Source organism: Rhodococcus sp. B50, from assembly GCF_013602415.1.
Taxonomy (GTDB): Bacteria; Actinomycetota; Actinomycetes; order Mycobacteriales; family Mycobacteriaceae; genus Rhodococcus.
In genome coordinates, this window is sequence record NZ_WPAG02000002.1 from 1,390,394 (window position 1) to 1,416,835 (window position 26,442).

23 protein-coding genes are annotated in these 26,442 nt (G+C 68.6%); 13 read left to right on the forward strand and 10 right to left on the reverse strand.

The features are described 5' to 3' along the window. Genes GON09_RS06715 through GON09_RS06730 form a run of 4 tightly spaced genes read left to right on the forward strand, consistent with a single transcriptional unit; the run spans position 1 to position 3,741 of the window. Entirely contained in the window at positions 1-1,101 is a 1,101-nt protein-coding gene (locus tag GON09_RS06715; protein WP_213931126.1) for an MCE family protein, read from the forward strand. Then, positions 1,098-2,126 (forward strand): MlaD family protein, encoded by a 1,029-nt coding sequence (locus GON09_RS06720; RefSeq protein ID WP_213931127.1) that lies wholly within the window; start codon positions 1,098-1,100, stop codon positions 2,124-2,126. The genes GON09_RS06715 and GON09_RS06720 overlap by 4 nt, the downstream gene beginning before the upstream one ends. Next, entirely contained in the window at positions 2,123-3,073 is a 951-nt protein-coding gene (locus GON09_RS06725) for an MlaD family protein (protein WP_213931128.1), read from the forward strand. The genes GON09_RS06720 and GON09_RS06725 overlap by 4 nt, the downstream gene beginning before the upstream one ends. After that, complete coding sequence (locus GON09_RS06730) at positions 3,070-3,741, forward strand: hypothetical protein (RefSeq protein WP_213931129.1); 672 nt, start codon at positions 3,070-3,072, stop codon at positions 3,739-3,741. Before GON09_RS06725 ends, GON09_RS06730 begins: the two co-directional genes overlap by 4 nt. Positions 3,742-3,792: 51 nt before the next feature. Here GON09_RS06730 and GON09_RS06735 read toward each other — a convergent pair whose 3' ends face one another. Next, the gene (locus GON09_RS06735; protein ID WP_213931130.1) at positions 3,793-4,626 is read right to left on the reverse strand and encodes a DUF3097 domain-containing protein; all 834 of its coding nucleotides are present in this window, start codon (positions 4,624-4,626) and stop codon (positions 3,793-3,795) included. 82 nt (positions 4,627-4,708) lie between these two features. Here GON09_RS06735 and GON09_RS06740 point away from each other — a divergent pair, with 82 nt between their 5' ends. From GON09_RS06740 to GON09_RS06770, 7 genes are all read left to right on the forward strand, one after another. Next, positions 4,709-5,518, forward strand: coding sequence for a hypothetical protein (locus tag GON09_RS06740; RefSeq protein ID WP_213931131.1), 810 nt, complete (start codon positions 4,709-4,711; stop codon positions 5,516-5,518). 170 nt (positions 5,519-5,688) lie between these two features. Continuing rightward, the gene (locus tag GON09_RS06745; protein WP_213931132.1) at positions 5,689-6,543 is read left to right on the forward strand and encodes a MurR/RpiR family transcriptional regulator; all 855 of its coding nucleotides are present in this window, start codon (positions 5,689-5,691) and stop codon (positions 6,541-6,543) included. Positions 6,544-6,658: 115 nt separating this feature from the next. Beyond that, positions 6,659-8,155 (forward strand): tyrosine-protein phosphatase, encoded by a 1,497-nt coding sequence (locus GON09_RS28855; protein WP_213931133.1) that lies wholly within the window; start codon positions 6,659-6,661, stop codon positions 8,153-8,155. A gap of 40 nt (positions 8,156-8,195) precedes the next feature. Continuing rightward, positions 8,196-9,227 (forward strand): ABC transporter substrate-binding protein, encoded by a 1,032-nt coding sequence (locus tag GON09_RS06755; protein ID WP_213931134.1) that lies wholly within the window; start codon positions 8,196-8,198, stop codon positions 9,225-9,227. Between the two features lie 25 nt (positions 9,228-9,252). Beyond that, a complete protein-coding gene (locus GON09_RS06760) occupies positions 9,253-10,878 on the forward strand; it encodes an ABC transporter permease (RefSeq protein WP_244865927.1) in 1,626 nt (541 codons plus the stop codon). Between the two features lie 25 nt (positions 10,879-10,903). Further along, positions 10,904-12,001: an ABC transporter ATP-binding protein gene (locus GON09_RS06765; RefSeq protein ID WP_213931136.1), complete on the forward strand. Its 1,098-nt coding sequence runs from the start codon at positions 10,904-10,906 to the stop codon at positions 11,999-12,001. Next, positions 11,998-12,609: a histidine phosphatase family protein gene (locus GON09_RS06770; protein WP_213931137.1), complete on the forward strand. Its 612-nt coding sequence runs from the start codon at positions 11,998-12,000 to the stop codon at positions 12,607-12,609. The genes GON09_RS06765 and GON09_RS06770 overlap by 4 nt, the downstream gene beginning before the upstream one ends. Here the strand turns inward: GON09_RS06770 and GON09_RS06775 are convergent. Continuing rightward, positions 12,590-13,420, reverse strand: coding sequence for a class I SAM-dependent methyltransferase (locus GON09_RS06775; protein ID WP_213931138.1), 831 nt, complete (start codon positions 13,418-13,420; stop codon positions 12,590-12,592). The two genes, GON09_RS06770 and GON09_RS06775, sit on opposite strands and share 20 nt — an antisense overlap. Positions 13,421-13,589: 169 nt before the next feature. Here GON09_RS06775 and GON09_RS06780 point away from each other — a divergent pair, with 169 nt between their 5' ends. Continuing rightward, positions 13,590-14,270 carry a winged helix-turn-helix transcriptional regulator gene (locus GON09_RS06780; RefSeq protein WP_213931139.1) on the forward strand — a complete coding sequence of 227 codons (681 nt, stop codon included), beginning with the start codon at positions 13,590-13,592 and terminating at the stop codon, positions 14,268-14,270. 15 nt (positions 14,271-14,285) lie between these two features. On the opposite strand, the gene GON09_RS06785 is transcribed toward GON09_RS06780, so the two are convergent. The 8 genes from GON09_RS06785 to GON09_RS06820 form a co-directional block, all read right to left on the reverse strand. Then, a complete protein-coding gene (locus GON09_RS06785) occupies positions 14,286-15,359 on the reverse strand; it encodes a ferrochelatase (protein ID WP_213931140.1) in 1,074 nt (357 codons plus the stop codon). Positions 15,360-15,381: 22 nt separating this feature from the next. Then, positions 15,382-16,188, reverse strand: a complete 807-nt coding sequence (inhA, locus tag GON09_RS06790) for an NADH-dependent enoyl-ACP reductase InhA (RefSeq protein WP_016935267.1) — start codon at positions 16,186-16,188, stop codon at positions 15,382-15,384. Between the two features lie 67 nt (positions 16,189-16,255). After that, entirely contained in the window at positions 16,256-17,005 is a 750-nt protein-coding gene (gene fabG1, locus GON09_RS06795) for a 3-oxoacyl-ACP reductase FabG1 (RefSeq protein ID WP_213931141.1), read from the reverse strand. Between the two features lie 65 nt (positions 17,006-17,070). Beyond that, positions 17,071-18,051: a VWA domain-containing protein gene (locus GON09_RS06800; RefSeq protein ID WP_213931142.1), complete on the reverse strand. Its 981-nt coding sequence runs from the start codon at positions 18,049-18,051 to the stop codon at positions 17,071-17,073. Then, positions 18,048-19,007 (reverse strand): DUF58 domain-containing protein, encoded by a 960-nt coding sequence (locus tag GON09_RS06805; protein ID WP_213931143.1) that lies wholly within the window; start codon positions 19,005-19,007, stop codon positions 18,048-18,050. Before GON09_RS06805 ends, GON09_RS06800 begins: the two co-directional genes overlap by 4 nt. Continuing rightward, complete coding sequence (locus GON09_RS06810; protein WP_213931144.1) at positions 19,004-20,290, reverse strand: AAA family ATPase; 1,287 nt, start codon at positions 20,288-20,290, stop codon at positions 19,004-19,006. The genes GON09_RS06805 and GON09_RS06810 overlap by 4 nt, the downstream gene beginning before the upstream one ends. A gap of 172 nt (positions 20,291-20,462) precedes the next feature. Beyond that, the gene (locus GON09_RS28710; protein WP_307854333.1) at positions 20,463-22,409 is read right to left on the reverse strand and encodes an NlpC/P60 family protein; all 1,947 of its coding nucleotides are present in this window, start codon (positions 22,407-22,409) and stop codon (positions 20,463-20,465) included. 332 nt (positions 22,410-22,741) lie between these two features. Beyond that, positions 22,742-23,290, reverse strand: a complete 549-nt coding sequence (locus tag GON09_RS06820) for an Rv1476 family membrane protein (protein WP_244865419.1) — start codon at positions 23,288-23,290, stop codon at positions 22,742-22,744. 342 nt (positions 23,291-23,632) lie between these two features. Between GON09_RS06820 and acnA the strand changes: the two genes are divergently transcribed. Further along, complete coding sequence (acnA, locus tag GON09_RS06825; protein ID WP_213931145.1) at positions 23,633-26,437, forward strand: aconitate hydratase AcnA; 2,805 nt, start codon at positions 23,633-23,635, stop codon at positions 26,435-26,437. The last annotated feature ends 5 nt before the right edge of the window (positions 26,438-26,442 follow it).

A 26,442-nucleotide genomic window follows, 5' to 3' on the forward strand; every position in this document is an offset into this window, starting at 1 on the left:
GTGCGAACACTGACGACGACTTCACGACGACTCGTTCCCGCGGTGACGGTCGTGGCGCTGGCCGTGGCCGGCGCGACCGCCTTCGCCGCGACCACCCGCGACGACGCTTCGATCTGCGCGTACTTCGAGGACTCCTACGGGCTGTACCCCGGCTCGCCGGTCACCATCCGAGGGATCTCGGTCGGGACCGTGGACCGGGTCGAACCCGACGGGGCGCGCGTGCGCGTCGACATGACAGTCGGCGACCGCGACCTGCCCGCCGAAACCGGTGCGGTGATCACCAATGCGTCGATCCTCACCGATCGCCGCGTCGAACTCGTCGACGCCGATCCCCGACCCGGACCGCTCTTGGCGTCGGAGACGTGCATCGACACGGCGCGCACCCGTACCCCGGTCAGCGTGTCGGACGCACTCGGATCGTTCTCCGAACTCGTACGGCAGATGACCGAGCGTGGACCGGACGGAAGGGCACCGCTCGAAACGGCCTTGAAGGACGCCGGACGCGAATTCGAGGACCTGGGACCGACGCTGAACCGAGAACTGCGCGACCTGGCGGACCTGCTGTCGTCGCCCGACAACTTCATGGACCAGCTGGGGCAGATCCTCGACAACTCGGCCGAGATGACGACCCTGCTCACCGGCGATTGGGAAAACGTCAAGTCCACCATCCAGACGTTCGCTCCGGGTCTGGCGGGCATCGAACAAATGCTCGTCGTGGCGAAGATCCTCGTCGAGAAGTTGTCGCTGGCAGTCGGTCCGCTCGACCGGTTGTTCAACGAGCACTTCCCCTACCTGATGAACGCCCTGAACTCCACGTTGCCCACGCTGACGATGCTGCGCACCCAGGCGGAGAGCTCGAGCGAGTTGCTCGCGACCATCCCCGGCACGATCACGATGCTCGAGACGATGGTGCAGACCCATCCCGGGTCTGTCGCCGTCGAACTCGACCCGGCCCGCGCCGAGGTGCCGACCCCCGACGCCGCACTGACCTGCACAGCGCTCGAGCAGATCGCACCGGACAGCTGCACCGTGGTGTCCTCCCGTTCGGTCTCCGTGCCGCTGCCGCAGCTGGTCCTGTCGACGATCGGAGCAACGCCGTGACCCGTTCGTTCCCCCGCTCGCGCCGACTCGTCGGCGTGGTGCTCGCCGCTCTGGTGGTGTTGTGCGGATGCAGTTTCGACCCCAGTGACCATGCGCTGCCCGGGTCCGGAGTGCGAGGACCGACCTACCGGCTGAACCTCGAGTTCGAATCGCTGCTGAGCCTGCCGGCAGGTGCCGATGTCCGCAGCGAGGGCATCTCGGTCGGCACCCTGCGAGCGATCGATCTCGAAGCACACAGCGCCGTCGCCCGGATCGACGTGCGCGAATCGGTCGTCGTGCCGGAGGGCACCCACGCCGAACTGCGACAGAACACCGTGCTCGGCGACATCTACATCGCCCTGTTGCCGCCGAAGGACGGCAACGGCGCACCGTTGCAGGACGGCGACACCATCGGGCTGCAGGACACCGATCCGGGCCCGCAGATCGAGGACATGCTCGAGCGGATCGCGATGTTCGTCAACGGCGGAAGCCTGACCCGGCTGCAGGATTCGCTCGCGCGCGTGAACGAGGTCCTACCCGAGGACTCGGAGGAGACCCGCGAACTGTCGGCGGTCATCTCCACCGACCTGAGCGAGGCCGCCGCGAACATCGATCAGATCGATCGCATCGTCGTCGCGACGGAGGACCTGTCCCAGCGTCTCGACGCCGCCCGGGACGACGTCGGGTTCCTGTTCTCCGATACCGCGCGCCGACGTCTCGACCGGGTGCCCTACTTCATGGAGGCCGTGCTCAACATCGTCATCGATGTGAACACCATGGTCACGGGACTCGAGTGGCTGATTCCCCGCCTCCCGCACATCAACGACAACCTCGAACTCCTCACACCGCTGCTGCGCGAACCTTCGCCGAGCGCCACCGAGTTGCGCGGCAACGCGGCCGAACTCGTCGAGCTCGTCGACGAGAAGCTGGTCCCTTTCCTGCTCGAACCCGGCATCGACATCCGTGAGGTGACCATCGCCGGCAACGAGGGGAACCCGGCGGCCGACGGACTGGTTCTCCTGCGCATGATCGGAGCTCTGCCGTGACCCGGATTCCCGCCTGGATGTCCGCCCTCGCTCTGGCCCTCGTGATGATCCTGGGCACCTGGTATCTCGTGGTCGGCGTGCTGCAGATCGACCCGACGCAACGCCGCGCGCACGCGGTGGTGGACATGCGCGACGCGGCGGGACTGCGCACCGGATCGAGCGTGGTCTACCGCGGGGTGGACATCGGGCGCGTCGACGGCATGGAGAACCTCGACGGGTTCGTCCGTATGAACATCACCTACGAGGCCGAACACCGCATCCCCGTGGACAGCACGATGCGCGTCGAGAACCTGTCGTCGCTGGGCGAGCCGGTGTTCTCGTTCCTCCCCGCCTCGACACAGGGTCCCTATCTCGAGGACGGCGCCCATCTGACGGAGGTCGTCGAACTTCCCACCTCGGTGCCCGATCTCCTCGCGACCACCTCGGAACTGCTCGAACAGACCGACGCCGAGTCGCTGAACGAACTCGTCGCCACGTTCACCGAATCGGTGGCGGGACTGGAGGAGACGATGCCGGCGGCGGGTCGCGGCGCCGAACTCCTCCTGGCCACCCTCACCCGGCACGAGGGGTCGCTGGAAACCGTACTGAGCGATCTGATGTGGATGATGGGCGATGTGGAGTGGGTGCGGCCCGCGATGATCGCCGCGCCTCCTATGCTGGACCAGTTCGGTGAGACCCTCGGTATCTCGTACGAGTACCTGTTCGAGGGCTCTTCGGTGCTCAAGGGCGAGGAGATCCTCGGCTCGTGGCGTCAGCAGGAGATCGAACTCGCAGATTTCCTCAGGAAGTTCGCACCCGAACTCGGCGCGATCGGTGTCGCGCTGCGACCCGTCACCCAGGCCACCGGTTCCGTGGTGGGTCGGATGGATCTCGGTACCCTGCTCGAACAGGCCATCGCGACCATGCCGGGCGACAGCGTCCGGTTCACCGTGAGCGTGCCCCGATGAAGAAGGAAGACAGCGTCATGTCGAACACCGGCCCGATGTCGAACACCGATGTCACCGAACAGGATCCGGCTATGTCCGCGCCGACGACGGCGGATACCGGAAGCCGCGGCCCGTGGTGGTCGTCGGTCCGCACCCTCGCGCTCGTCACCGTGCTCGCCGTCGTCGCCGCGGTGACCTTCGGGGTTCTGTGGGCGACCGACGACTCGTCCGACCGACTGCAGGCCCTGCAGAGCCGGCTCGACACCGAGGCCGAGGCCGAGGCCGTCGCCTCCGACTACGCGCTGAGCGTCTCCGAGGTCGACTTCCGTGATCTCGACGCCTGGCGGGCAGCACTCACCGACGGTGTCAGCGAACAGCTCGTGCCGAAACTCGGCGGAGCCGTGGACGTCGTGGCTCCGTGGCTGACGCAGATGGAGTACACCGCGGACGCACGGCTGCTCGCCGCCGAGGTCGCTCGCAACGACGGCGACACCTTCGTCGTGCAGGTCTTCGTCGACATGGTGTCGAAGAGCAAGCAGACGCCCGACGGGGTCGCGGCCACCGCGACCTACACCGTGACGATGGACCGCGCCTCCGACTGGACCATCACCGACGTCGGCGGCGTGGGCACCGGCCTGCCGGGCGGCGGCGCAGACGCGGAACCCACCCCGGCCACCGGGGGTCGCTGAGAGTCCCGGCGCCCGGGGGTCGCCGCGGTGCCCTGCGGGACGGATCGGTGATCAGCCCTCGTCGGGTTCGGTGACGAAGTCGACGAGGCGCTCGACCGCGCCGATGAGGTGCGATTCGAGATCCCGGAACGAGTTCACGGCGTTGTACACCCGTCGCCACCCGTCCTGCGGGGTGCCCCAGCCGAGTTCTCGGCACACCCCGGCCTTCCAGTCCTCGCCGCGCGGGATGGTGGGCCAGGCGTCGATGCCCACGGCCTTCGGCTTCACCGCCTGCCACACGTCGATGTAGGGATGGCCGGTGACCATGACGTGCGGGCCGAGGTTCGCGGTGAGGCGTTCCTCCTTGGACCCGGTGACCAGGTGGTCGGCGAGGACACCGACACGCCGGCCCCGCCCGGGCTCGAACTCGGCGAGGCGGGCACCGAGATTGTCGAGGCCCTCGAGCTGCTCGACCACCACTCCCTCGACCCGCAGATCGTGTCCCCACACGCGTTCGACGAGGGCGGCGTCGTGCACGCCCTCCACCCAGATCCGGCTGCCCCGCGCCACTCGCGCCCGCGCACCTTCGACGCGGGTCGATCCCGAGGCCGACCGGGTCGGCTGTGCCGCGGGACGGGCCTTCGGCTTGACGAGGGTGACGGGCGCTCCGTCGACGAGGAACGCCGCGGGCCGCATCGCGAACAGCCGGGTACGCCGCTGCGCGTCCTCGAGTCGCACGAAGTCGCCGTCGTAGGTCTTCTCGATGCCCACGATCGCGCCGCACCAGCCGGATGCGGCGTCCTCGACGACGACGCCGCGCTCCGCCGCGAGTTCGGGAACGGCCTTCTTCTTCGTGCGGGCGTGACCGGCATAGATGTCGCCGCCGTAATTGTCGCGTGGGCTCACGCCAGTCGACCCTAGGACATCGCGCGGGATGGCTCGCGCTGCCACGCCGGACCACCGTGCCGGACCGCCGTATGCTTTCGGGGTGAGTTCTCCGAGCCTGACGCTGACCGTGTGGGCGGGGTCGTGGCTGTCCGGTCACACCTCCCCCGACGCCGTGATCGACGCGCTGCACGAGTGGGCGCCGATGCATCTTCTGGGTGCCCACGATGCGGTGGCGGCCTCCGCGGCCGATCTCCCCGACCAGGGTGTCGCCGACGGTGCTGCCCTGCTCCTCACCCTGATCCGCCGCGTCGACACCGCTGCCGGCGCGGGACTGCACCTCGTCCTTCCCGCCCCGGGCGCCGTACACGCCCTGCCCGCCGGTACCGCGTTCGCATCGGCGGCACTCGCGGCAGGTGAAGGTGTCGTCGTGGGAGCGCCCGGTACCCCGGGACTGGGTCTGGTACCCGTGATCGAGGGCCCGGACGTCCTGCGGTGGAATGTCTTCACGCTGCCCGCCGTCCCCGAGATCGCTCTCGACGGAGGTCTCGGTGCGGCCGAGTTCGCGATCCGCGAGGCAGTACGCGATGCCGCCTCCGCGCTGAGCCGTATCCCGACGGTCGGCACCGACGGTCGCCGTACCGACCCGCGCGCGGAGATCGCCGAGGAGGTCGCCGAACTCGCCCGGCACCGGTATCCCCCGTCATTGCCCGCACGTGCCGTGCGCATCCTCGACACCGCCGACCAGGTGGCGGCGATCCTCACCGTGGCGGGCCGCGGTGGGGGCCTGCGCGCCGGTTCGGTCTCGGGCACCGCCGGTCGCGAAGGCGCGCTGCAGCCGCTGTGGGCCGCGGTGCGCGAGGCCCGTGTCGGCGCGGTCGCGGCTGCTCTGCGGGCCGAGCATCATCGTTGACCGTTCCCGGGCCGCCCGGTGACCGATCGGTGAATTGCGCCCTCCCCTGTCGGTGACGCGGGGATGAACGGTGACCACCCGACGACCGATCGGCCCGGAGCGTCGCTAACCTGACGATCCTGAGCTCGCCGGAGTCCGCCGGCGTGGGGACGAACAGGACAGTTTCCGCCATGTCGCATCCTTCCGACCGATCCTGGCGTTCGAGCGCCACCCTCGCCCGTCTGCGCTCCGGACTCGCGACACTCGGACCCGGCGAACAGCGCGTCGTACGCACCGTGTTGACCGAGCCCGCCGCGGCGGTGGAGTTGTCCACCGCCGAGCTGGCGGCAGCATCGGGCACCTCTCCGGCGACCGTCGTACGCGCCTGCCAGAGTCTCGGTTTCCGCGGTTTCCAACATCTTCGTCTCGAACTGGCGCGGGCCGCACCGGATCCCGAGCACCCTCCTGTCACTCCTTTGGATTCGGCGTTCTCGGCCGCGACGGAAGCACTCACCGCGACCCGCGCAACCGTCGACGAGGCCGGTTTCGCACAGGTCGTCGACCTCGTCGTGAGAGCTCGTCGGATCTTGTTGGTAGGGAATGGTTTCTCGTCGCCGCCGATCCAGGACGCGGCCTTGCGCCTCACCACGGCCGGTCGCAGTGTCGAGGCTCCGGTCGACATTCTCGGTCAGCAGTTCTCCGCCCGGCTCCTGACCGCCGACGACCTGTGTCTCGCGGTCAGCTATTCGGGCGCGAATACACACACCCTCCGGGCGTGTACCGCCGCACACGAACGCGGTGCGACGATCGTGTCGGTGACGAGCTACCCCAGCACACCACTGACACGCATCTCGGATCACGTGCTGATCGCCGGTGCAGGTGCCCACGAGAACGAAGCGGACTCGTTCTCGGCTCGCGTGTCCCAGAGCACGATCCTGTATGCGCTGCAACGAGCCGTGCTCGCCCACCCGGAGCATCCGGAGATTCACACCGGCGCCCACGACGTGGTGGCGGCAGCGCTGACCGACACACTCCCCGATTGTTAACCCGTTCGACAGCAACCGTTTCGGACGAAGGGGTCGAACGTTCGATCGGACCGCCCACGATATGCCTTGCCGGAACGGTGTTCCGGAGCCAGTGGAACGGTGAGAGAGGCGAATCGTGGAGTCCATCGAGGTCGACGGTGTGTTCAATGTGCGCTCGGTATCGGGGCCGTACCTGACCCCCGGGCGACTGTTCCGTTCCGCCACACTCGACCACATGACGGACGAAGGACGGAAGACGCTCGAGCAGAACGGGATTCGAACGGTCATCGATCTGCGCGACAACCGCGAGCGGCCGGGGAACACGGCCACCGCATCGTGGAACGTCCTGCACCATCCGCTCTACGACCCGGTGACCGGCCCGCCCCGAAGCGGTGAGATCACCGCGATCTATCGCGCCCTGCTCGACGAGCGCGGATCTGCTCTCACCGACGCCGTCCGGGCCCTCGCATACTCTCCGGCCCCGGCGCTCGTGCATTGCACCGCAGGCAAGGACCGCACCGGACTCGTCGTCGCAGTGGCGGCGGCCGCGGTCGGAGTACCCGACTCGGCAATCCTCGACGACTACTCGCGCTCGGGGCCTCGGCTGCGACCGTACCGCGAGGATGCGGTGCGGGTTCTGCTCTCCGATCTGGCGCTCGACCCGGCACAGTACGCGGAATCCGTGGAACTGCACCTGGATTCCCCGGCATCGGCCCTGCAGTCGGCGCTGGACCACATTCGCCGGCGACACGGGTCGGTGACGGGATATCTCGAGGCCCACGGCTTCACCACGGACGATCTCGCGGCTCTGCGGACACTTCTGCTCGGCGAACCGGAACTGACGGTGTTGCACCTGAGCGACGTCCATGCACGCGGTACCGAGAACCCCTACTCCGGGCTCGGTACCGAGGACCTCTTCTCCGGTGTCGACGGCGTGGGACGCCTCCGCGCGGCGGTCGAGGGAGCCTCGACGTCGCGTCTACGGCCGGACATCGTGGTCGTCACAGGTGATCTCGCACATCGTCGGGCGGTCTCCACCTACCCGCGACTCGCTGCGGTCTTCGACGAGATCCGCACGCATCTGGGGTGCCCGGCACTCACGGTGCCGGGCAACCACGACGATCCGGTCGCCTTCGCGTCGGTGTTCGGCACGAATCCTGAGGAACACGTTCGAGGTTTCCGGGTGCTCGGTGTCGACACGAGTCCGGGAATGCTCTCATCGGACGAGCTCGCGCGGTTGTCGCACGAACTCGCGAGTCCGGCTCCGTACGGGACGGTGATCGTGATGCACCATCCGCCGGTTCCGTCGCCTGCCGCCACGTTGACGGGCCGTGAACTCACCCGTGCCGACGAACTCGCCGCGGTACTGCGCGGTTCCGATGTCACCGCGATCCTCGCGGGCCATTTCCACCATCCGATGGCCGGCGTCTTCGCGGGGGTCCCCGTCTGGGTCGGCGGCTCTCTGGCCTACCTGCAGGACATCGGAACGCCGGCCGACTCCCTCGTCGCCTTCGACGACCCCGCCTACTCGCTCGTGCAGTGTTCCCGTTCCGGCGTCCGCGCCCTACCCGTCGCATTGCGCACCCCCGAGGTGCTGTTCCGGTCGAGCCCTACGCTCACCGTCGCCTCCTGATCCTCATCTCCCTCCCCGTCGTCCCATCACAGGAGCACAAGTGACATCCCTTCCCCGTCTCGTGTCGGTTGCCGCGCTCGGCACGGTCGCCGCATTCACCCTCGCGGCCTGCTCGGAGCCGGCCGCATCCGATTCGGAGCAGGCCGGTTCGTCCTCCGGCGACGCGCAGGCCATCACGGTCTACACCTCCGAACCGCAGGCCAAGATCGACGAGATCGCCGCAGCATTCACCGATGAGACAGGCATCGGTGTCGAGGTCTTCCGGGCCGGCACCGGTGACCTGACGGCTCGGATCGAGGCCGAGCGCACCACCGGTGAGATCGGCGCGGACGTGCTGCTCGCCGCTGATGCGCCGACCTTCGAAGGCTACAAATCCGAAGGGCTCCTGCAGCAGTACACGCCCGCCGAGGCGAACGCACTGAATCCCGATGTCGTCGACCCGGAGGGCTATTACGTCGGCACGCGGATCATCCCGACCGTCATCGCCTACAACACGACAGCCATCGAGACGCCCCCGACCTCGTGGAAGGAGCTCACCGATCCGGGCTATCTCGGACGCATCACTCTGCCGAACCCGAACGTCTCGGGTGCCGCGGCGTTCAACACCGCTGTCTGGCTCGACACCTCCGAGCTCGGCGAGCAGTGGCTCGCCGGTCTTGCCGCGAACGAGCCCGTCGTCGCCGAGAGCAACGGCCCGGTCGGCCAGGCGGTCGCGGCCGGGACACAACCGGTCGGCATCGTCGTCGACTATCTCGTCCGCGAACTCGCCGCGAAGGGATCGCCGATCGCGGTGTCCTATCCCACCGACGGCGTCCCGTACATCACCCAGCCCGCCGGGATCTTCACCGACTCCGACCGGACCGAAGCCGCGCAGAAGTTCGTCGACTTCCTCGTGAGCAGGAAGGGGCAGGAAATCGCGGTCTCGCAGCAGTATCTGCCGGTGCGGGACGACGTGGGCACACCTGCCGGTGCTCCCGCCCTGTCCGAACTCACGCTGTTGACACCGGACCTGCAGACGATCACGGACACCCAGGACGAGGCGGTCCGGAAGTTCGATGACCTCGTCGGCTGACCTCCGCACTCGGCCCGCCGCCCGGATGCCCTCCGGGCGGCGGGCCGATCCCGTCCTCGGAGTACGAATCGCTTTGTGGGTGTTCGTCGCCGCCGCGATCATCGCCCCACTCGCGACCGTGGTCTCGCTCGGCGCGAACGGGCGGCACATCGGGCAACTCCTCGACGACGATATCGCCGGGGCCGCGATCAACAGTGTCGTCTCGGCGGGATGCTCGGCGTTGTTCGCCGTCGTCCTGGCCACCGCGATGGCGTTGCTCCTCGACCGTACCGATCTCCCCGGCCGAGGCTCCCTCCGCCTGATCCTGCTGTCCCCCCTGTTGATTCCGCCGTTCGTCGGTGCCATCGCCTGGACGGGGCTGCTCGGCCCAAGCGGAATGGTCAACCGCTTCTGGACCGACCACTTCGGAGGCCCGCTCTGGAACATCTACGGGGGCGATGGGGTGGTGTTTCTCCTGACGGTGCATTCCTATCCGATGGCATATCTCATCGTCTCGACCGCGCTGCGCAGGATCCCCGGGGACCTCGAGCAGGTGGCGCGCATCGGCGGGGCCTCGCCGTGGCAGACGATGCGAACCGTGACGATCCCCTTGCTGCGACCGGCACTTCTCGCCGCGTTCACCCTCACTGCGGTGGGCAATCTCGCCGACTTCGGCATTCCGGCCCTCATCGGGCTGCCCGAGCGATACACGACCCTGTCGACGATGGTTTACCGATACATCCAGTCGGGGACGGTCGACCGTCCCCTCGAAGTGGTGTCCACCATCGGCGTCGCCCTGCTGGTGCTCGCAGTGCTCGCGGTCGTGACGGACCGCGGATTGTCCCGCAGGCACCGGCAACTCGACGGAGCCGTCACCGCACCCCAACAGATCCGCCTCGGGCGTGCCCGCGTCCCGGCCGGTGTCGCCGCGTGGGTCGCCGGTCTCGGCCTGACCGTCCTGCCGATCCTGGCTCTCGCGACACAGGCGCTGCTACCCGCGCCGGGCGTTCCGCTGACCTGGGACAACCTGACCCTGGACAGCATGGTTGCGGCCGTGACCGCGCCGGGAACCATGGTCGGAGTGAAGAATTCACTGATTCTGGCCGTCGGTGCAGGCGTCGTGTGCGCGGTGGCCGGCCTGGCGATCGGCGTGCTCACCACGCGCACCCGATCCCGCGATAACGCGGGGCTCGACCTGACGGTGATGCTCCCGCAGGCGGTGCCCGGTCTCGTCATCGCGGTCGGATGGCTCATTCTGGGCCGGTACACCGGACTGTTCGACACGCGATGGGTGATCCTCTGTGCCTATGTGACGGCCTTCCTCGCAATCGTCGTCCAGGCCGTACGCGCCCCGCTGTCGACCACGTCCGGGTCGCTGGAAGAGGTGGCCCGCACATCCGGCGCGTCGCGTCTTCGAGCACTGCGGGACGTGCCGTGGGCGATGACCGTACCGGCCGCCGTGACCGGAGGCGTGCTGGTCGCCGTGACCGCGGTACGCGAACTGACGATGTCGGTGCTGCTCGTCGCGCCGGGCACCCAGACGCTGGGTGTGTCGATCTTCAATCTGCAGCAGGCCGGCGACTACAACGCCGCGTCGGCGCTGTCCCTGCTCGTCGCGCTCGTGGGAATCGCCGGCCTCGGTGCGGTCACGGCTTCCCGTGCGGGTCGCTGAACTACTCACAGATCGGATAACTTTCATGTCCGCGATCACCCTGACCGGTGTCGACCTGCGCTTCCCCGACGGCACCGCAGGACTGACCGGAATCGACCTCGATGTTCGGGACGGCGAATTCGTAGCCCTAGTCGGTCCGTCCGGATCGGGGAAGACGACTCTGCTACGCACTGTGGCCGGCTTTCTCGACCCCACCGACGGCACGGTCCGACTCGGTGAAGACGTCGTTGCCGACGGCACTCGGAGTGTCCCCCCGGAGAAGCGTCGTCTGGGCATGGTGTTCCAGAACCACGCCATCTGGCCGCACCGGAATGTGGGCCGCAATGTCGCGTACCCGCTGGAGATCGCGAAGATCCCGCGTGCCCACCGCGCGTCGCGGGTCGCGGAGGTGCTCGAGCTGGTGGGGCTTCCGGGCCTGGAGAAGCGGGATCCTGCGACCCTGTCCGGCGGGCAGCGACAACGGGTGGCGCTCGCGCGCGCACTCGCCGGCCGGCCCCGTGCTCTGTTGCTCGACGAGGCATTGTCCGCCCTCGACGAGCCGCTCCGCGACCGATTGCGTCTCGAATTGCGCACCCTCACCCGCGCTCAGCAACTCACGGTCGTTCACGTGACACACGATCGTGCCGAGGCGCTGGCGCTCGCCGACCGCGTCGTGGTGCTCGACCACGGCCGGATCCGGCAGATCGGCACGCCCGAGGATCTCGTGCTCCGCCCGCGGTCCGCCTTCGTCGCCTCGTTCTTGTCGGATGCGAATCTGCTGACCGGAGATGTGTCGACAGACGGCTTCGTCAGCGACGACGGTGCCGTCCGGCTGCGACCGGATGTGATTTCGGACGATGCCTCCGGGCCGGGCACCCTCGCAGTTCTTCCCGGCGACATCACGCTGACGGCACCACAGGACGCACCGAGGCAGGGCATCGTGATGACGTCGCTGTTCGGACGCGACGCCAGCGACGTCGTCGTCTCGTGCCGCGGAATCGAATTCCGTTGTGCCGTCACCGGGTTACGCCCGACGGTCGGCGATCGCGTGGGAGTGTCCGTACACCGCGCGCTGTTCTACCCGTCGGTCGACGGGGTGACGACCGACGAGGACGCGAACGTGTTGTCCGGGGTGGGTCGATGAGCACCACCCGACTGGCTCTCGTACGGCACGGGCGCACCGACTGGAATCGGCGCGGTCTGCTGCAGGGCAGCACCGACGTCCCACTCGACGAGGTCGGCCGGGAACAGGCACGGGGCGCCGCGCGCCTACTCGATCTCCTCGACCCCATCGGCTGGGACACCGTGGTGTCCTCGCCGCTGTCACGCGCGTACACCACCGGCCGTATCGTGGCCGCTCATCTGTGCATCGGGATGTCCGGAACGATTCAGGACCTGGCCGAACGTACCTACGGCGACGCCGAGGGCTCGACCCGGGAGGACGCCGAGCTGCGCTGGCCCGGAGGGGATTTCCCCGGGCTCGAACCCCTCGAGGAAGTTGCCGCAAGAGGCGTGCGGGCACTCGACGTCACTGCCGCGATGCACCCCGGCTGCCGGATCGTGGTGGTCTCGCACGGCGCACTGATCCGCGCCGTACTGGACCAGCTGTCACCAGAGCCCGCGCCGCGCATCGTCAACGGCGCCGTAAGTGAGCTCGAGTGGTCGGACCGGTGGGTGGTGCGATCGGTCAACCGCACGGTGGCACCGGACCCGAACACCCGGGCAGTGCGGGTCAGCTCCGCCGAGCGGTGACCAGCAGGTATTCCCAGTTCATCGCTCCGCCACCGAGATCGTGCCGCTGGGCGAGTTCGAGGAGCTCACGATCGAGGGACGCGACCCGCTCGTGATCGTCGGCGATGTTGCGGTACACCGCGATCGTGGGACCGTATGCGGCCTTGAAGAAGTCCCGGAAGTCCGCTCCGGTCGCGAAGCACTCGACACGGAGATTCTCGGTGCGTGCCTGCAGGTCGGTGACGCGATCGCCGATCAGCTCTCGTACGTGCACCTCGTCGCCCCACAGCGGTGGCGGCTGCGCGCCCGGAGGAGGCGGCGGCGCATAGGGTTTCATGGTCGCGAACATCTGCCCGATGAAACCGCCGGGTGTCCAGCTCAGCAGGCCGATTCGGCCGCCCGGCCGCGTGACCCGGAGCAGCTCGTCGGCGGCGACCCGGTGGTAGGGCGCGAACATCACTCCGACGCAGGAGATCACGGCGTCGAAGCTCGCATCGTCGAACGGAAGCGCTTCGGCGTCCGCCTCCTGCCAGTCGAGATTCGCGCCGGCCGCCTCGGCGTCACGGCGACCGACCTCGAACAATTCCGGTGTCAGGTCGGTGGCGACGACGGTCGCTCCGGTGAGCGCAGCCGGAATCGAGGCGTTGCCGGACCCCGCGGCGATGTCCAGGACGCGGTCGTCCGGACCGATTCCGGTTGCGGACACGAGTGCGGGTCCGAGTTCGGCGATGACCTGTGTCGCCACCGCCGGATAGTTGCCGAGTGCCCACATCGCCCGGTGCTTGGCCTTGAGGGCGCGATCGGCGTCGTGTGTCGTGGAGATATCGGTCATCAGAGGATTCCTCCTGTCGAGGGACCCGGCTTCGGCACCGTCGGGCGGCGGGCCCGGGTCACAGATCGACTGTAGGAAGGCCGGGGCGGTGTCCTCCAGTACACAATCTGTACCGCACTGCAGTCCGTTCGTGCTGGTCGTGGGGGTCCGACCGGCCTACCATCCGATCATGGGCCCGCCCTACCAGCAGTTCTGTCCCGTCGCCAAGGCGATGGAACTGTTCGACGAGAGGTGGACGCTGCTCGTGGTGCGTGAGCTCGTACTCGGCAGCGAACGGTTCAACGACCTCCGACGGGGCCTGCCCCGCATGTCGCCGACGCTGTTGTCGAAGCGGTTGCACCAGCTCGCGGCGGCGGGCATCGTGCAGCGCCTCGAGGACGGAACCGACGTCCGGTACGTGCTCACGCCGGCGGGACGCGACCTCGAGACCGTCGTCGACGCGCTCGGCGCCTGGGGGACGCGCTGGACCGGCGAGCTCGGCGACGCCGATCTCGACCCGAAATTGCTGATGTGGGACATGCACCGGCATGTCGACCGTGCCGCTGTCCCGGGGTCTCGGACGGTCGTCGAGTTCGTCTTCCCAGCGGTCACCCACGCGCCGCGCCGGTGGTGGCTCGTCATCGGTCCCTACGACGTCGACGTGTGCGACGAGGACCCGGGATTCGAGGTCTCGGTTCGGGTGACGGCCGGGCTGCGGGAGCTGACCGAGATCTGGCGCGGCGACGCCACCTGGTCGGACGCCCTGCGTTCGGGCGCCGTGGTCGTCGACGGGCCGAGCGTCCTGCGCCGCTCTCTGCCGCGCTGGTTCGACTCTCCCCTCGCCGCGCCGGCCGGACACCCCGCCGGATGAGGCGGCTGAGACCGATCAGTCGGCGGCGGGCCGGGACGGGCGTTTCGGCGGCTCGCAACACCCGACGGCGCACAGGCTCCCGTTGCACCCGGCTCCGAGCAGCGGTTCGGTGCCGCAGCGGCGGGCGGTGAGCCCGTCGCGTTGTTCCTCGACGAGTTCGCGGACGAGTTGCGCGAAGCGCGGGTCGGTTCCGGCCGTCGCCGCGCGCGAGAAGCCCATGCCCAGCTCGACTGCGCGATCGCGGGCTTCGGTGTCGAGATCCCACACGACCTCGAGGTGGTCGGAGACGAATCCGACCGGTACGACCACGATCGCATCGACGCGGCGTTCGTGCAGGGCGTCGATGTGGTCGACGATGTCGGGTTCGAGCCACGGCACCTGCGGCGGACCCGACCGCGACTGCCACACCAGGTCGTAGTCGTCCTCGCCGAGCGCCTCGGTCACCAGCCGCGCAGCCTCGGCGACCTGACGACTGTAGAGATGTCCGCCTTCCTCCGGCGGACCGCCCGTCGCGTCGAAGGAGGTCGGGACGGAGTGGGCCGTGAAGACCAGGCGCGCGGAGTCGCGCACCTCGTCTGCGAGTTCGACGCGCGCTGCGCGCACCGCGTCGGTGACGACGTCGACGAACAACGGGTGATCGTAGAAGTGCCGCAGCTTCGTCAGCTGCGGAGCGTTCTCGACGGCGTCCCGCGCCCGGGCGATGTCCTCGTGGTACTGCCGGCATCCCGAGTAACCGCCCCACGCGGACGTCGCGAACACCAGGGCGTTGCGGATCCCGTCGTCGCGCATCTGCGCGACGGTGTCCTCGACCATCGGATGCCAGTTGCGGTTGCCGAAGTAGATCGGCAGGTCGATGCCGTGCGCATCGAACTCGGCACGGACGGCGTCGATGATCGCCCGATTCAGGGCGTTGATCGGCGAGACACCCCCGAAGTGCAGATAGTGCTGTGCGACCTCGTCGAGCCGTTCCGGGGGGATACCTCGTCCGCGGGTGACGTTCTCGAGAAAGGGCCGCACGTCGTCGGGACCTTCCGGTCCGCCGAACGACAACAGCATCAGCGCGTCGTACGCCTCGGGGGTGTTCGTCATCGAAGTGCCTTCCGTGGTGCGGTCAGCCGCCGAAGCCGACCTGGGAGTGGAACCCGCCGTCGACGTAGACGATGGATCCCGTCGTCCCGGGTAACCAGTCGGAGAGCACCGCACACACGGTCTTCGCCACAGGCGTCGGATCGTCGACGTCCCAGCCGATCGGGGACGCGGCCGACCAGCCCTCGTTGAGTCGGTTCATCTCGGCGCCCGGACCGGTCGCGTCGCCGGCGATGGCCTTCGCGGCGAGCGTCTTGATCGGGCCGGCAGCGACGAGATTGGACCGGATACCGCGCGGGCCGACCTCCTTGGCCACATAGCGGTTCACCGACTCGAGCGTCGCCTTGGACACACCCATCCAGTTGTAGAACGGCACGGCCCGGGACGGATCGAAGTCCATTCCCACGATCGAACCGCCCTCGTTCATGACGGGCAGGACGGCCTTGGCGAGCGCGCCGTAGGAGTAGGCCGACACCTCGAGTGCCACCGCGACGTCCGTCCACGGCGCGTCGAGGAAGGGGCTGCCCAGGCACGACCGGGGGGCGAAGCCGATGGAATGGACGACACCGTCGATCCCCTCCGGTGCGAGTTCGCGGATCTTGTCGGCGAGACCGTCGAGATCCTCCTGGTTCTGCACGTCGAGGCTGATCGCCGGCGGCACCGGCTGCGGGAGACGCTGCGCGATCCGGTCGATCAACCGGAGTCGTTCGAAGCCGGTGATGATCACCTTCGCGCCCTGTTCCTGCGCGACCTTCGCGGTGTGGAAGGCGATGGAGGCATCGGTGATGATGCCGGTGACGAGAATGGTCTTGCCCTCGAGCAGTCCGCCCATGAGTGTGTCGGTCCTCCAGTGAGATTCGGATGTGGTCGGTGCGACCGCGGTGTGGTCCGCCGGACCGTCAGTGGCCCATGCCCATGCCGCCGTCGACCGGGATCACGGCGCCGGAGACGTAGGCAGAGTCGTCGGAGGCGAGGAAGCTGACGACGGCTGCGACGTCCTCGGGCCTGCCCAGGCGCTGCAGCGGGATGAACTTCTTCGCTGTCTCGCGCAGGTCGTCGGACAGATCCGCGGTCATGTCCGTCTCGATGAAGCCGGGAGCGACGACGTTGGCCGTGATCGAGCGCGAACCGAGTTCGCGGGTGACGGAGCGGGCGAGACCGATGACGCCGGCCTTCGAGGATGCGTAGTTGATCTGACCGGCCTGGCCCGCGAGGCCGACCACCGAGCCGAGGAAGATCATGCGGCCCCAGCGGCCACGCAGCATCGCGCGGTTCGCGCGCTTGGCGCATCGGAAGGCGCCGGTGAGATTCGCGTCGATCACCGAAGTGAACTGGTCCTCGCTCATGCGCATCAGCAGGGTGTCGTCGGTGATGCCGGCGTTCGCCACGAGCACCTCGACGGGACCCTGATGATCCTCGACCTCTGTGAACGCGGCATCGACCGAATCGGCGTCGGTGACGTCGCACCGCACACCGAACAGGCCGTCGGGTGCACCCGAACCGCGATGGGTGACGGCGACCTTGTGGCCGTCCGCCTGCAGTCGACGGGCGACGGCGAGGCCGATCCCGCGGTTTCCACCCGTGACGAGCACGGATCGGGGGGTGGCACCCGCGCGCGTGGACGCTGCGGCACTTTCTGCGTCAGTCATGCGTTCCAACCTATCTGGTGGCCGGTCCAGGACGGAAAACGCTCCGTGAGGGGGCACAAGCCGGATCAGGGCAGCCGCTGGCGCAACACCATCGCCGCGCCGAGCCCCGCGATCACCGCCAGAGCTCCGAGCATGAGCCAGGGACGACTGGCGTCGCCGCGGGTCGTCTCGAAGCCGATCTGCTCTTCGAGCGTGTTGTAGGCGTCCTCGAGTTCCTCGAGGCTCGCCGCGGTGAAGAAGCTGCCGCCCGAGAGAGTGGCGATCTCCTTGAGCGACGGGTCGTCGACGGGCACGGGGATCCGGTCGTCCTCGATGGTGACGGTTCCCGTCTGCGTACCGAACGAGATCGTCGAGACCGGGATGCCCTTCTCCGCCGCCTGCCGCGCCGCGGTGAACCCGCCGCGTGGATCGTCGGGACTCTCGGGGACGGTCTGCTTGCCGTCGGACAGCAACACGATCCGCGCGGGCGGCGCCTGGTCGCTGCCGCCGAGTACCGCGGCGAGCGTGTCGATGGACTGCATCGCCGTGAAGATCGCCTCGCCGGTCGCGGTGCGTTCGCTCAGCTGCAGGTTGTCGATCGCGGACTTGGTCGCCTCCCGGTTGGTGGTCGGTGAGACCAGGACCGAGGCGGTGCCCGAGAACGCGACGAGCCCGAGGTTGATGCCGGGCGTCAGGTCGTCGGCGAACTGTTTGGCGGCTTCCTGGGCCGCAGCGAGGCGGGTGGGCGCGACGTCCGTGGCCTCCATCGACAGCGACACATCGATGACGAGCACGACCGTGGCCCGGTTGCGGGGCACCCGCTGCTCGGCGGTCGGGCCGGCGAGTGCCACCGTGAGGAAGACGAGGCCGACGAGCAACAACGCGACGGGAATGTGGCGGGCGCGTCCCGGACGGGCGGGAGCGACCTTCTCGAGCAGTTCGAGATTCGTGAAACGCAGCGTGTTCGTCTGGCGTCGACGCTGGACCAGCACGTACGCGCCGCCGAGGGCGGCGACGACGAACAACAGCAGCAACCACCACGGTGACGTGAAACCGGACAGGCTCATCGTCCCCCCTGCCGTGCGGGTGCGCCGTAACTGTGCCGACGCGCCGCGACGAACCGCACGACATCGCCGATCCAGTCGCGGTCGGTGTGCAGAGTCAGGACGGGCGCACCACAACTGCGCAGCGCCTGGTGCACGGCCGCCCGATGCTCGGCGGCCGCCTGCGCGTAGTCGGCCCGCAGTTCCGGAGTGGTCGTGAATTCGCGGGTGCGGCCCGTCTCCGGATCATGGAGGACCACGTCGCCCAGATCGGGCAGTTCGAGGTCGCGGCGGTCGAGGATTTCCACGGCCAGCAGTTCGTGACGGCCGGACAGTGCCCGCAGGGACCTCTCCCAGTCGAGCGGACCGAGGAAGTCGCTCACCACCACGGCGAGACCCCGGCGGCGCTGAGGGCGTCGCAGTGCCTCGACGACGCCCCGGAGATCACCGCGGGTCCCGTCCGGCGGGTGCGGGGTGGTCGCGACCGTCCGCAGCAGCGACTGGGCGTGCAGCCGTCCACCGCGCGCGGGGACGCGGACCGTCTCGCTGCCGGTGGAGACCACGGCCCCGATCCGGTTTCCGCCGCCGGTGGTGAGGTGCGCCAGCGCGGCCACCGCCGCGACCACCAGATCGCGCTTCTCGCACATGCCGGTACCGAAGTCCAGGCTGGCCGACAGGTCGATCGCGAGCCACGTCTCGAGTTCGCGGTCGGCGACGGTCTGACGCACGTGTGGATGCGTGGTGCGCGCGGTGACCGACCAGTCCATCTGCCGGACGTCGTCGCCCGGCTGGTACTCCCGGGCGTCGCCCGGTTCGGAACCCGGCCCCGGGATCAGACCGAGGTGGTCGCCGTGCAGGACACCGTCGAGACGGCGTCGCACAGTCAGCTCGAGGGTGCGGAGCGCGGCGGTGAGCGCGGGATCGCGCAGTTCACCGGACCGGAACCGCGGTGGCGACCCGTCGTGAGGACGTGTGCTCACCGCGCGCCCGCACCTCCCTGCGGACCGGGCGCACCGACGGGTGCCTGCGGGTCGGGCGCGGGCCGCGGATCGACGGGCGCCGGTGTCGCCGACGGCACGGGTGCGTTCGCCTGCGGCGCGACCTGCGGAAGGCCGACCGTCTGCAGGATGCGGGTGATGATCTGATCCGCGGAGACATCGTCCGCGAGCGCGTCGTAGGACAGCACCAGGCGGTGGCGGAGCACATCGGGGATGACGTCGACGATGTCCTGCGGCACCACATAATCGCGGCCCCGCACGAGTGCGAGGGCACGGGCCGAGGAGATGATGCCCAGCGTCGCTCGGGGCGATGCGCCGTAGGCGATCCAACCCTGCACGTCGTGCAGTCCGAGTTCGGCGGGCTGCCGCGTCGCGAAGATGACACGCACGACGTAGTCGACCAGCGCGTGATGCACGAAGACGCGTCCGGCGATCTTCTGCAGGCGCAGGAGCTGCTCGTTGTCGAGCACCTGCTTCGGCTCCGGAGCGGCGACGCCCATCCGGTAGACGATCTCGCGCTCCTCCTCCACCGTCGGATAGTCGACGAGGACCTTGAACAGGAAGCGGTCGCGCTGCGCTTCCGGCAGCGGATAGACACCCTCGTTCTCGATGGGGTTCTGTGTCGCCATCACGAGGAACGGCTCGGGCATGGGGAAGGTCTTCCCGCCGATGGTGACGTGCCGTTCGGCCATCACCTCGAGCAGGGCCGACTGCACCTTCGCCGGGGCGCGGTTGATCTCGTCCGCGAGCACGAAGTTCGCGACGACAGGGCCGAGTTCGGTGTCGAACTCCTCGCGTCCCTGGCGGTAGATACGAGTACCGACAAGATCGGTCGGAACGAGGTCCGGAGTGAACTGCACGCGGGAGAAGGACCCGCCGACGACCTTCGCGAAGGTCTCGACGGCCAGCGTCTTCGCCACGCCCGGCACACCTTCGAGCAGCACGTGTCCGCGGGCGAGGACACCGACGAGCATCCGCTCGACCAGCAGGTCCTGGCCCACGATCACACGCTTGACCTCGTAGACGGCCCGTTCGAGGAGGCGGACGTCGTCGGCCGGATCGTACGCCTTCGCAGGGGCGTCGCCGCCGGGCTTACGGGTATTCACGCCGGATGCCTGCGGAGCCGGTGAGGTGTTCACGCCGGCAGTCTTCGGCGCCGGCGCCGGCGCAGCACTCGCCGCAGCCTGGTTGTTCTTCCGTCCGTCGTTGCCGCCCTGGTTGCCCGGCGTTGCCGAACCGGACGTTCCACCCTCGCGTGAGGTCACCAACAATCCACCGCTTTCGCCTACGTCGCTCCGCTGGAAACACCTGCTGCACCACTATTGCAGGTGCCGGCTCGGTGTGTCGTCACCCCTGCACCGACCGGGAGAAAGCACCCGGGATCGACCGGATGAGCACCACTCCTGAGCGGTACGAGGGCCGCGGCAAACCTCGCCCTCACGACACCATGCGCACCACGTACGGTGTCATGCCGCCCCAGCGTACCGGCGAGATCTTCACGTACGACCCCGACTGCGGCGCCTCGAGCATCTGCCCGTCACCGAGGTACAGCGCGACGTGCTGACTGGCGTTGGGTCCGTAGAAGATCATGTCGCCCCGTCTCATCTGCGACGACGGGATCTGTGAGCCTGCCGTGTACTGATATCCGGTGTAATGCGGGAGCGAGATGCCGATACCCGCGAACGCGTAGATCATCAGTCCGGAACAGTCGAAGCCGACCTTGGCGTAGTCACCGTGGACATCGGCGACACCGCCGTCGCGGATGCCACGGGTCGGGCCGTTCTCGTTTCCGCCGCCCCACGCGTAGGGCACCCCGATCTGGGACATCGCGCGGTCGATGACGACCTCCACCGCCGCAGGACCGGTGACGCTCGGACGGGACGGAGTGCGAGGCGTCGAGTTCGGCGCGGAGGGGCGGGAGCCCGTTCCGCCGGTGCCGGATCCCGGAGTCTCCACGACGGGATCGCTCGGATCCGGGTTCTCCCAGTCGATCCCACCGTCGTCACTACCGGCGTCGTCGCCCTCGTCGGGAACGGTCCCGCCGTCCGTCTCGTCCGGGACGGTTCCGCTGTCGGTGTCCTCGTCCGTGTAGTCCGGGACGGTGCCACCGTCGGTGTCGTCCGGGACGGTGCCACCGTCGGTGTCGTCCGGGACGGTGCCACCGTCGGTGTCGTCCGGGACGGTTCCCCCGTCGGTGCCGTCCGGGACGGTTCCACCATCGGTGTAGCCCGGCGTACCCGTATCGGTTCCGTCGTCCTGCGGGGCCCCGGACTCGGTGGTGACCTCTCCTGGTGATGCGACGTCGCCGTCGGTCGCGGCGGGTGAGTCCTCGATCAGGGTGTGGGGGCGGCGACCGTTGGCGAGTTCCGCCGCACGTGCCCGGGCTGCGGCGTCGGCCGCGACACGCTCGGTCGCCTCCGCAGCCGCGACCCGCGCTGCCTCGGCCGCCGCCGCCGCAGCAGCTTCCTCGGCTGCCCGGCGACGATCCCAGTCGAGATACTGCGCGCGTTGCCCCTCGAGTCCGGCGACGTTCACACGGGCCTTGTCCAGCTCGCTCTGTGCGCCCGCGCGTTCCTGCTCGATCCGCGACTTCTCGGCGGCCTGCCGGCCGAGTTCCACACGCGCGACGGCGATCGCGGCCTCCGCTTCGGCCTTGCGTTGTTCGGCCGCGTCCGCAGCCGCGTCGGCCTCGAGCTTGGCCGCCCGCGCCCGCGAGTGGGAGTTGGCCTCCGTGGCCCGGGCGCGCTGGAGCGCGTCGAGCACCGCGGTGCGCCCGGCGGAGAGCACCCGCATCACCTGGGCACGGTCGAGCAGGTCGTCCGGACCGTCGACATCGAGGAAGGCGGCGAGGGACACAGAATTGGCGCCGCGCGTGTAGCTGTCGCGGACGAACGCGTCGAAGTTCTGCTGCGCGGCGGCGATCCGATCGGCGGCGTCGTCGAGTGCACGACGGGAATCCGCGACCACCCGCTCGGCGAGATCCGCCGCATCGCGCGCGCTCTGCAGGTCGACGAGAGCCCGGTTGACGTCCTCACGTCGGATCGCGACCTGCGCGTCGAGCTCGGCGAGTTGCTGATCGGCGTCGGCGATCCGGACGATCAGTTGCCCGACCCGATCGATAGTGGCCGCGACGGTGGCACCTGCGCGGTCGATCTCCGCGTCGGAGGGATTCGGCGGCGGGGGCGGCGCCGCGGAGGCCGTCGTGGAGACGGTGAGGAGTACGGCTGTGACCAGTCCCAAACCGGCGAGCAGCGTGCCGGTGCGCGCCCGCGGGGCACGACGGGGCGTCGGACTGTCGGGTCGGCGACCTGCAGTGAGCGTCGTGCCGGCGCCGTCCGGCCCCGACCGTCGCGGAATCCCTCCGTGGATACCGAACCGTCTCACTTGCGTCTCCCTCGGTCGCACCTGGTGGCCGAGACATCCGGCCGGACGATCCGAGGAAGGCAAGCAGCATCCGCCGGCCGTGGGTACCCCACGGCTCACACGCTGCAGTCGTACACCGGCTGTGGGCAGCGCCCCCACGAGCCGGGTTGTGACACACCTTCCCCAAGAGCGTCATGAGAACCGTACGACACCACAGGGGTATGTCGCATGACAGTCACGAAGATCGCTCGAAGAACACCGTGAGGACACCGAACGGCTTCACCCGCGGGGTCGCAACGGGACCGTCGCAGGGACGGCCCGGAAAACGCTTCGGCAGTGACGGGAAAGAGACCTCAGGAAGCCTCGGACGATGACGGTCCGTTACCGCCGGCAACGGTTGGGTCACCGTCCACCCGGCGCCGCTTCGCCAGGAAGGTCGCGCCGGCTGCAAGGGCGACGACCGCGATGATGAGCAACGTCATCAGCGTCCAGGGGGGCGACGGCTCGAGCACCGAATCGACGAAGTTGCGCGTGGACACCACCGGATCTCCGGTGTACGTGCGGTCCTGGGCCGCCTCGAGAGTAACCCGGTCGAGATCCGCGCTGAACGTCCCGACCCATCCTGGGCTCAGGACCAGTACGGTCCCGCCGTCCTCGGCTCCCACCTCCGTCGCGAGGTCGCGCAGCTGCGAATCGATACGGGGGTCCCGGTCGAGCACGACCACACTCAGATCGATCCCGTTCTCCTGGGCGCGCTGCACCTCGGCGACGAGATCGTCGACGTACTGCGACGGCGCCGCCACCTGATCGTCGGCGAGATCGACGAGCACCTTGTCGATCGAGACCCCGGCAGGCAGATCCGTGAGCGCAGGGCCCGGTATGCGAAGCAGTGGCGCAGACATCTCTCTCCGGTGGTGCTGAACAAAATCCGGGCGATCCGGCGGTCCGGCCGCTCGGAAACGACACGAAGCGCCACACCCGTGCGGCAGTGCAGAACACTACGCGATCGCGCGACGGGGGCTCGCAGCACTCGTCGCGAACAGCATCGATACCCGCGCCGCCTCGCATCGGGACGACAACCCCGACTTCGGTTCAATACAGGACAAGCGTACTGTTAGAATCGAGTGCGAGACGCCACGACATTCTGCATCCGGGCCACGGGCCGCGGGTGAACGTCGTGTGCCTCGCTTCAGCCGTCGACACAGCCCCGTCGGCGGCCAGCCGAAACGACGAGTGGAGCTGACGTGAGCACCAGTAGTGATTCGTTCGGCGCCAAGGGTTCGCTGCAGGTCGGAGACAACTCGTACGAGATCTTCCGCCTGTCGGCCGTCCCCGGCACCGAGAAACTTCCTTACTCTTTGAAGGTCCTGGCCGAGAACCTGCTGCGCACCGAGGACGGTGCCAACATCACGGCCGATCACATCCGGGCCATCGCCGACTGGGATCCCTCCGCCGACCCGAGCATCGAGATCCAGTTCACGCCTGCCCGCGTGATCATGCAGGACTTCACGGGCGTCCCCTGCGTCGTCGACCTCGCCACCATGCGTGAGGCCGTCACCACCCTGGGCGGCGACCCCAACAAGGTCAACCCCCTCTCCCCCGCCGACATGGTCATCGACCACTCGGTGATCCTCGACTACTTCGGTCGCGCCGACGCCCTCGAGCGCAACGTCGACCTCGAGTACGAGCGCAACGGCGAGCGCTACCAGTTCCTCCGCTGGGGCCAGGGCGCCTTCGACGACTTCCGCGTCGTCCCGCCCGGAATGGGCATCGTCCACCAGGTCAACATCGAGTACCTCGCCCCGACCGTCATGGTCCGTAACGGTCAGGCGTACCCGGACACCTGCGTCGGCACCGACTCGCACACCACCATGGTCAACGGCCTCGGTGTGCTGGGCTGGGGCGTCGGCGGCATCGAGGCAGAGGCCGCGATGCTCGGCCAGCCCGTCTCGATGCTCATCCCGCGCGTGGTGGGCTTCAAGCTCACCGGTGAGATCAATCCGGGCGTGACCGCCACGGACGTCGTGCTCACCGTGACCGACATGCTGCGCAAGCACGGCGTCGTCGGCAAGTTCGTCGAGTTCTACGGCGCCGGCGTGGCCGAGGTTCCCCTCGCCAACCGCGCGACCCTCGGCAACATGAGCCCCGAATTCGGTTCCACCGCAGCGATCTTCCCGATCGACGGCGAGACCATCAACTACCTGCGCCTGACCGGCCGCAGCGACGAGCAGCTCGCTCTCGTCGAGGCGTACGCCAAGGAGCAGGGCCTGTGGCACGACCCGAGCCGCGAGCCCGAGTTCTCCGAGTACCTCGAGCTCGACCTGTCGACGGTCGTCCCGTCGATCGCCGGCCCGAAGCGCCCGCAGGACCGCATCCTGCTGTCGGAGTCGAAGGTCGCGTTCCGCAAGGACATCCACAACTACGTGGAGGAGAACCTTCCGGCCGAGCACACCAAGCTCGACGAGGCCGTCGAGGAGACCTTCCCGGCGTCCGACCCGGCCGTGCTGTCCTTCGCGGACGACGGTGCCGTCGACGTCCATTCGGCTGCCAACGGCTCCCACGGCCGTCCGTCGAAGCCGGTCAAGGTCGTCTCGGAAGAGCGCGGCGAGTTCGTCCTCGACCACGGCGCCGTCGTGGTCGCAGGCATCACCTCCTGCACCAATACCTCCAACCCGTCGGTCATGCTCGGCGCCGCGCTGCTCGCCCGCAACGCCGTCGAGAAGGGCCTGTCCACCAAGCCGTGGGTCAAGACCAACATGGCTCCGGGTTCGCAGGTCGTCAACGACTACTACGAGAAGGCCGGCCTGTGGCCGTACCTCGAGAAGCTCGGCTTCTACCTCGGTGGCTTCGGTTGCACCACCTGCATCGGTAACACCGGCCCGCTGCCCGAGGAGATCTCGAAGGCCGTCAACGACAACGACCTGTCGGTCACCGCGGTGCTCTCGGGCAACCGCAACTTCGAGGGTCGCATCTCCCCCGACGTGAAGATGAACTACCTGGCCTCGCCGCCGCTGGTCATCGCGTACGCGCTCGCGGGCACGATGGACTTCGATTTCGAGACCGACGCGCTGGGCAAGGACACCGACGGCAACGACGTCTTCCTGAAGGACATCTGGCCCTCCGCCCAGGAGATCGACGACACCATCAAGTCGGCGATCAGCCAGGACATGTTCCGCAAGTCCTACGCCGACGTCTTCAAGGGCGACGAGCGCTGGCAGAACCTCTCCACCCCGGAGGGCGACACCTTCGCCTGGGACGAGAACTCGACGTACGTCCGCAAGGCTCCGTACTTCGACGGCATGACGATGGATCCGGATGCGGTCTCCGACATCAAGGGTGCGCGTGTGCTCGCGCTGCTCGGCGATTCGGTGACCACCGACCACATCAGCCCGGCCGGCCCCATCAAGCCGGGTACCCCCGCCGCGCAGTACCTCGACGCCCACGGTGTCGAGCGCAAGGACTACAACTCGCTCGGTTCGCGTCGCGGCAACCACGAGGTGATGGTCCGCGGTACCTTCGCGAACATCCGTCTGCAGAACCAGCTGCTCGACGGTGTCTCCGGTGGCTACACCCGCGACTTCACCCAGGACGGTGCTCCGCAGGCGTTCATCTACGACGCCTCGCAGAACTACCAGGAGGCCGGAATCCCGCTGGTCGTCCTCGGTGGCAAGGAGTACGGTTCGGGCTCCTCGCGTGACTGGGCCGCCAAGGGCACCCGCCTGCTCGGCGTCAAGGCCGTCATCACCGAGTCGTTCGAGCGCATCCACCGCTCGAACCTCATCGGCATGGGCGTCATCCCGCTGCAGTTCCCCGCGGGCGAGTCGGCCCGGTCGCTCGGCCTGACCGGCACCGAGGTCTTCGACATCGAGGGCATCGAGAAGCTCAACGAGGGTGTCACGCCGAAGACCGTCAAGGTCACGGCGACCAAGGAAGACGGCGAGAAGGTCACCTTCGACGCCGTGGTCCGTATCGATACCCCCGGTGAGGCGGATTACTACCGCAACGGCGGCATCCTGCAGTACGTGCTGCGGAACATGATCCGCGGCTGAGAGCA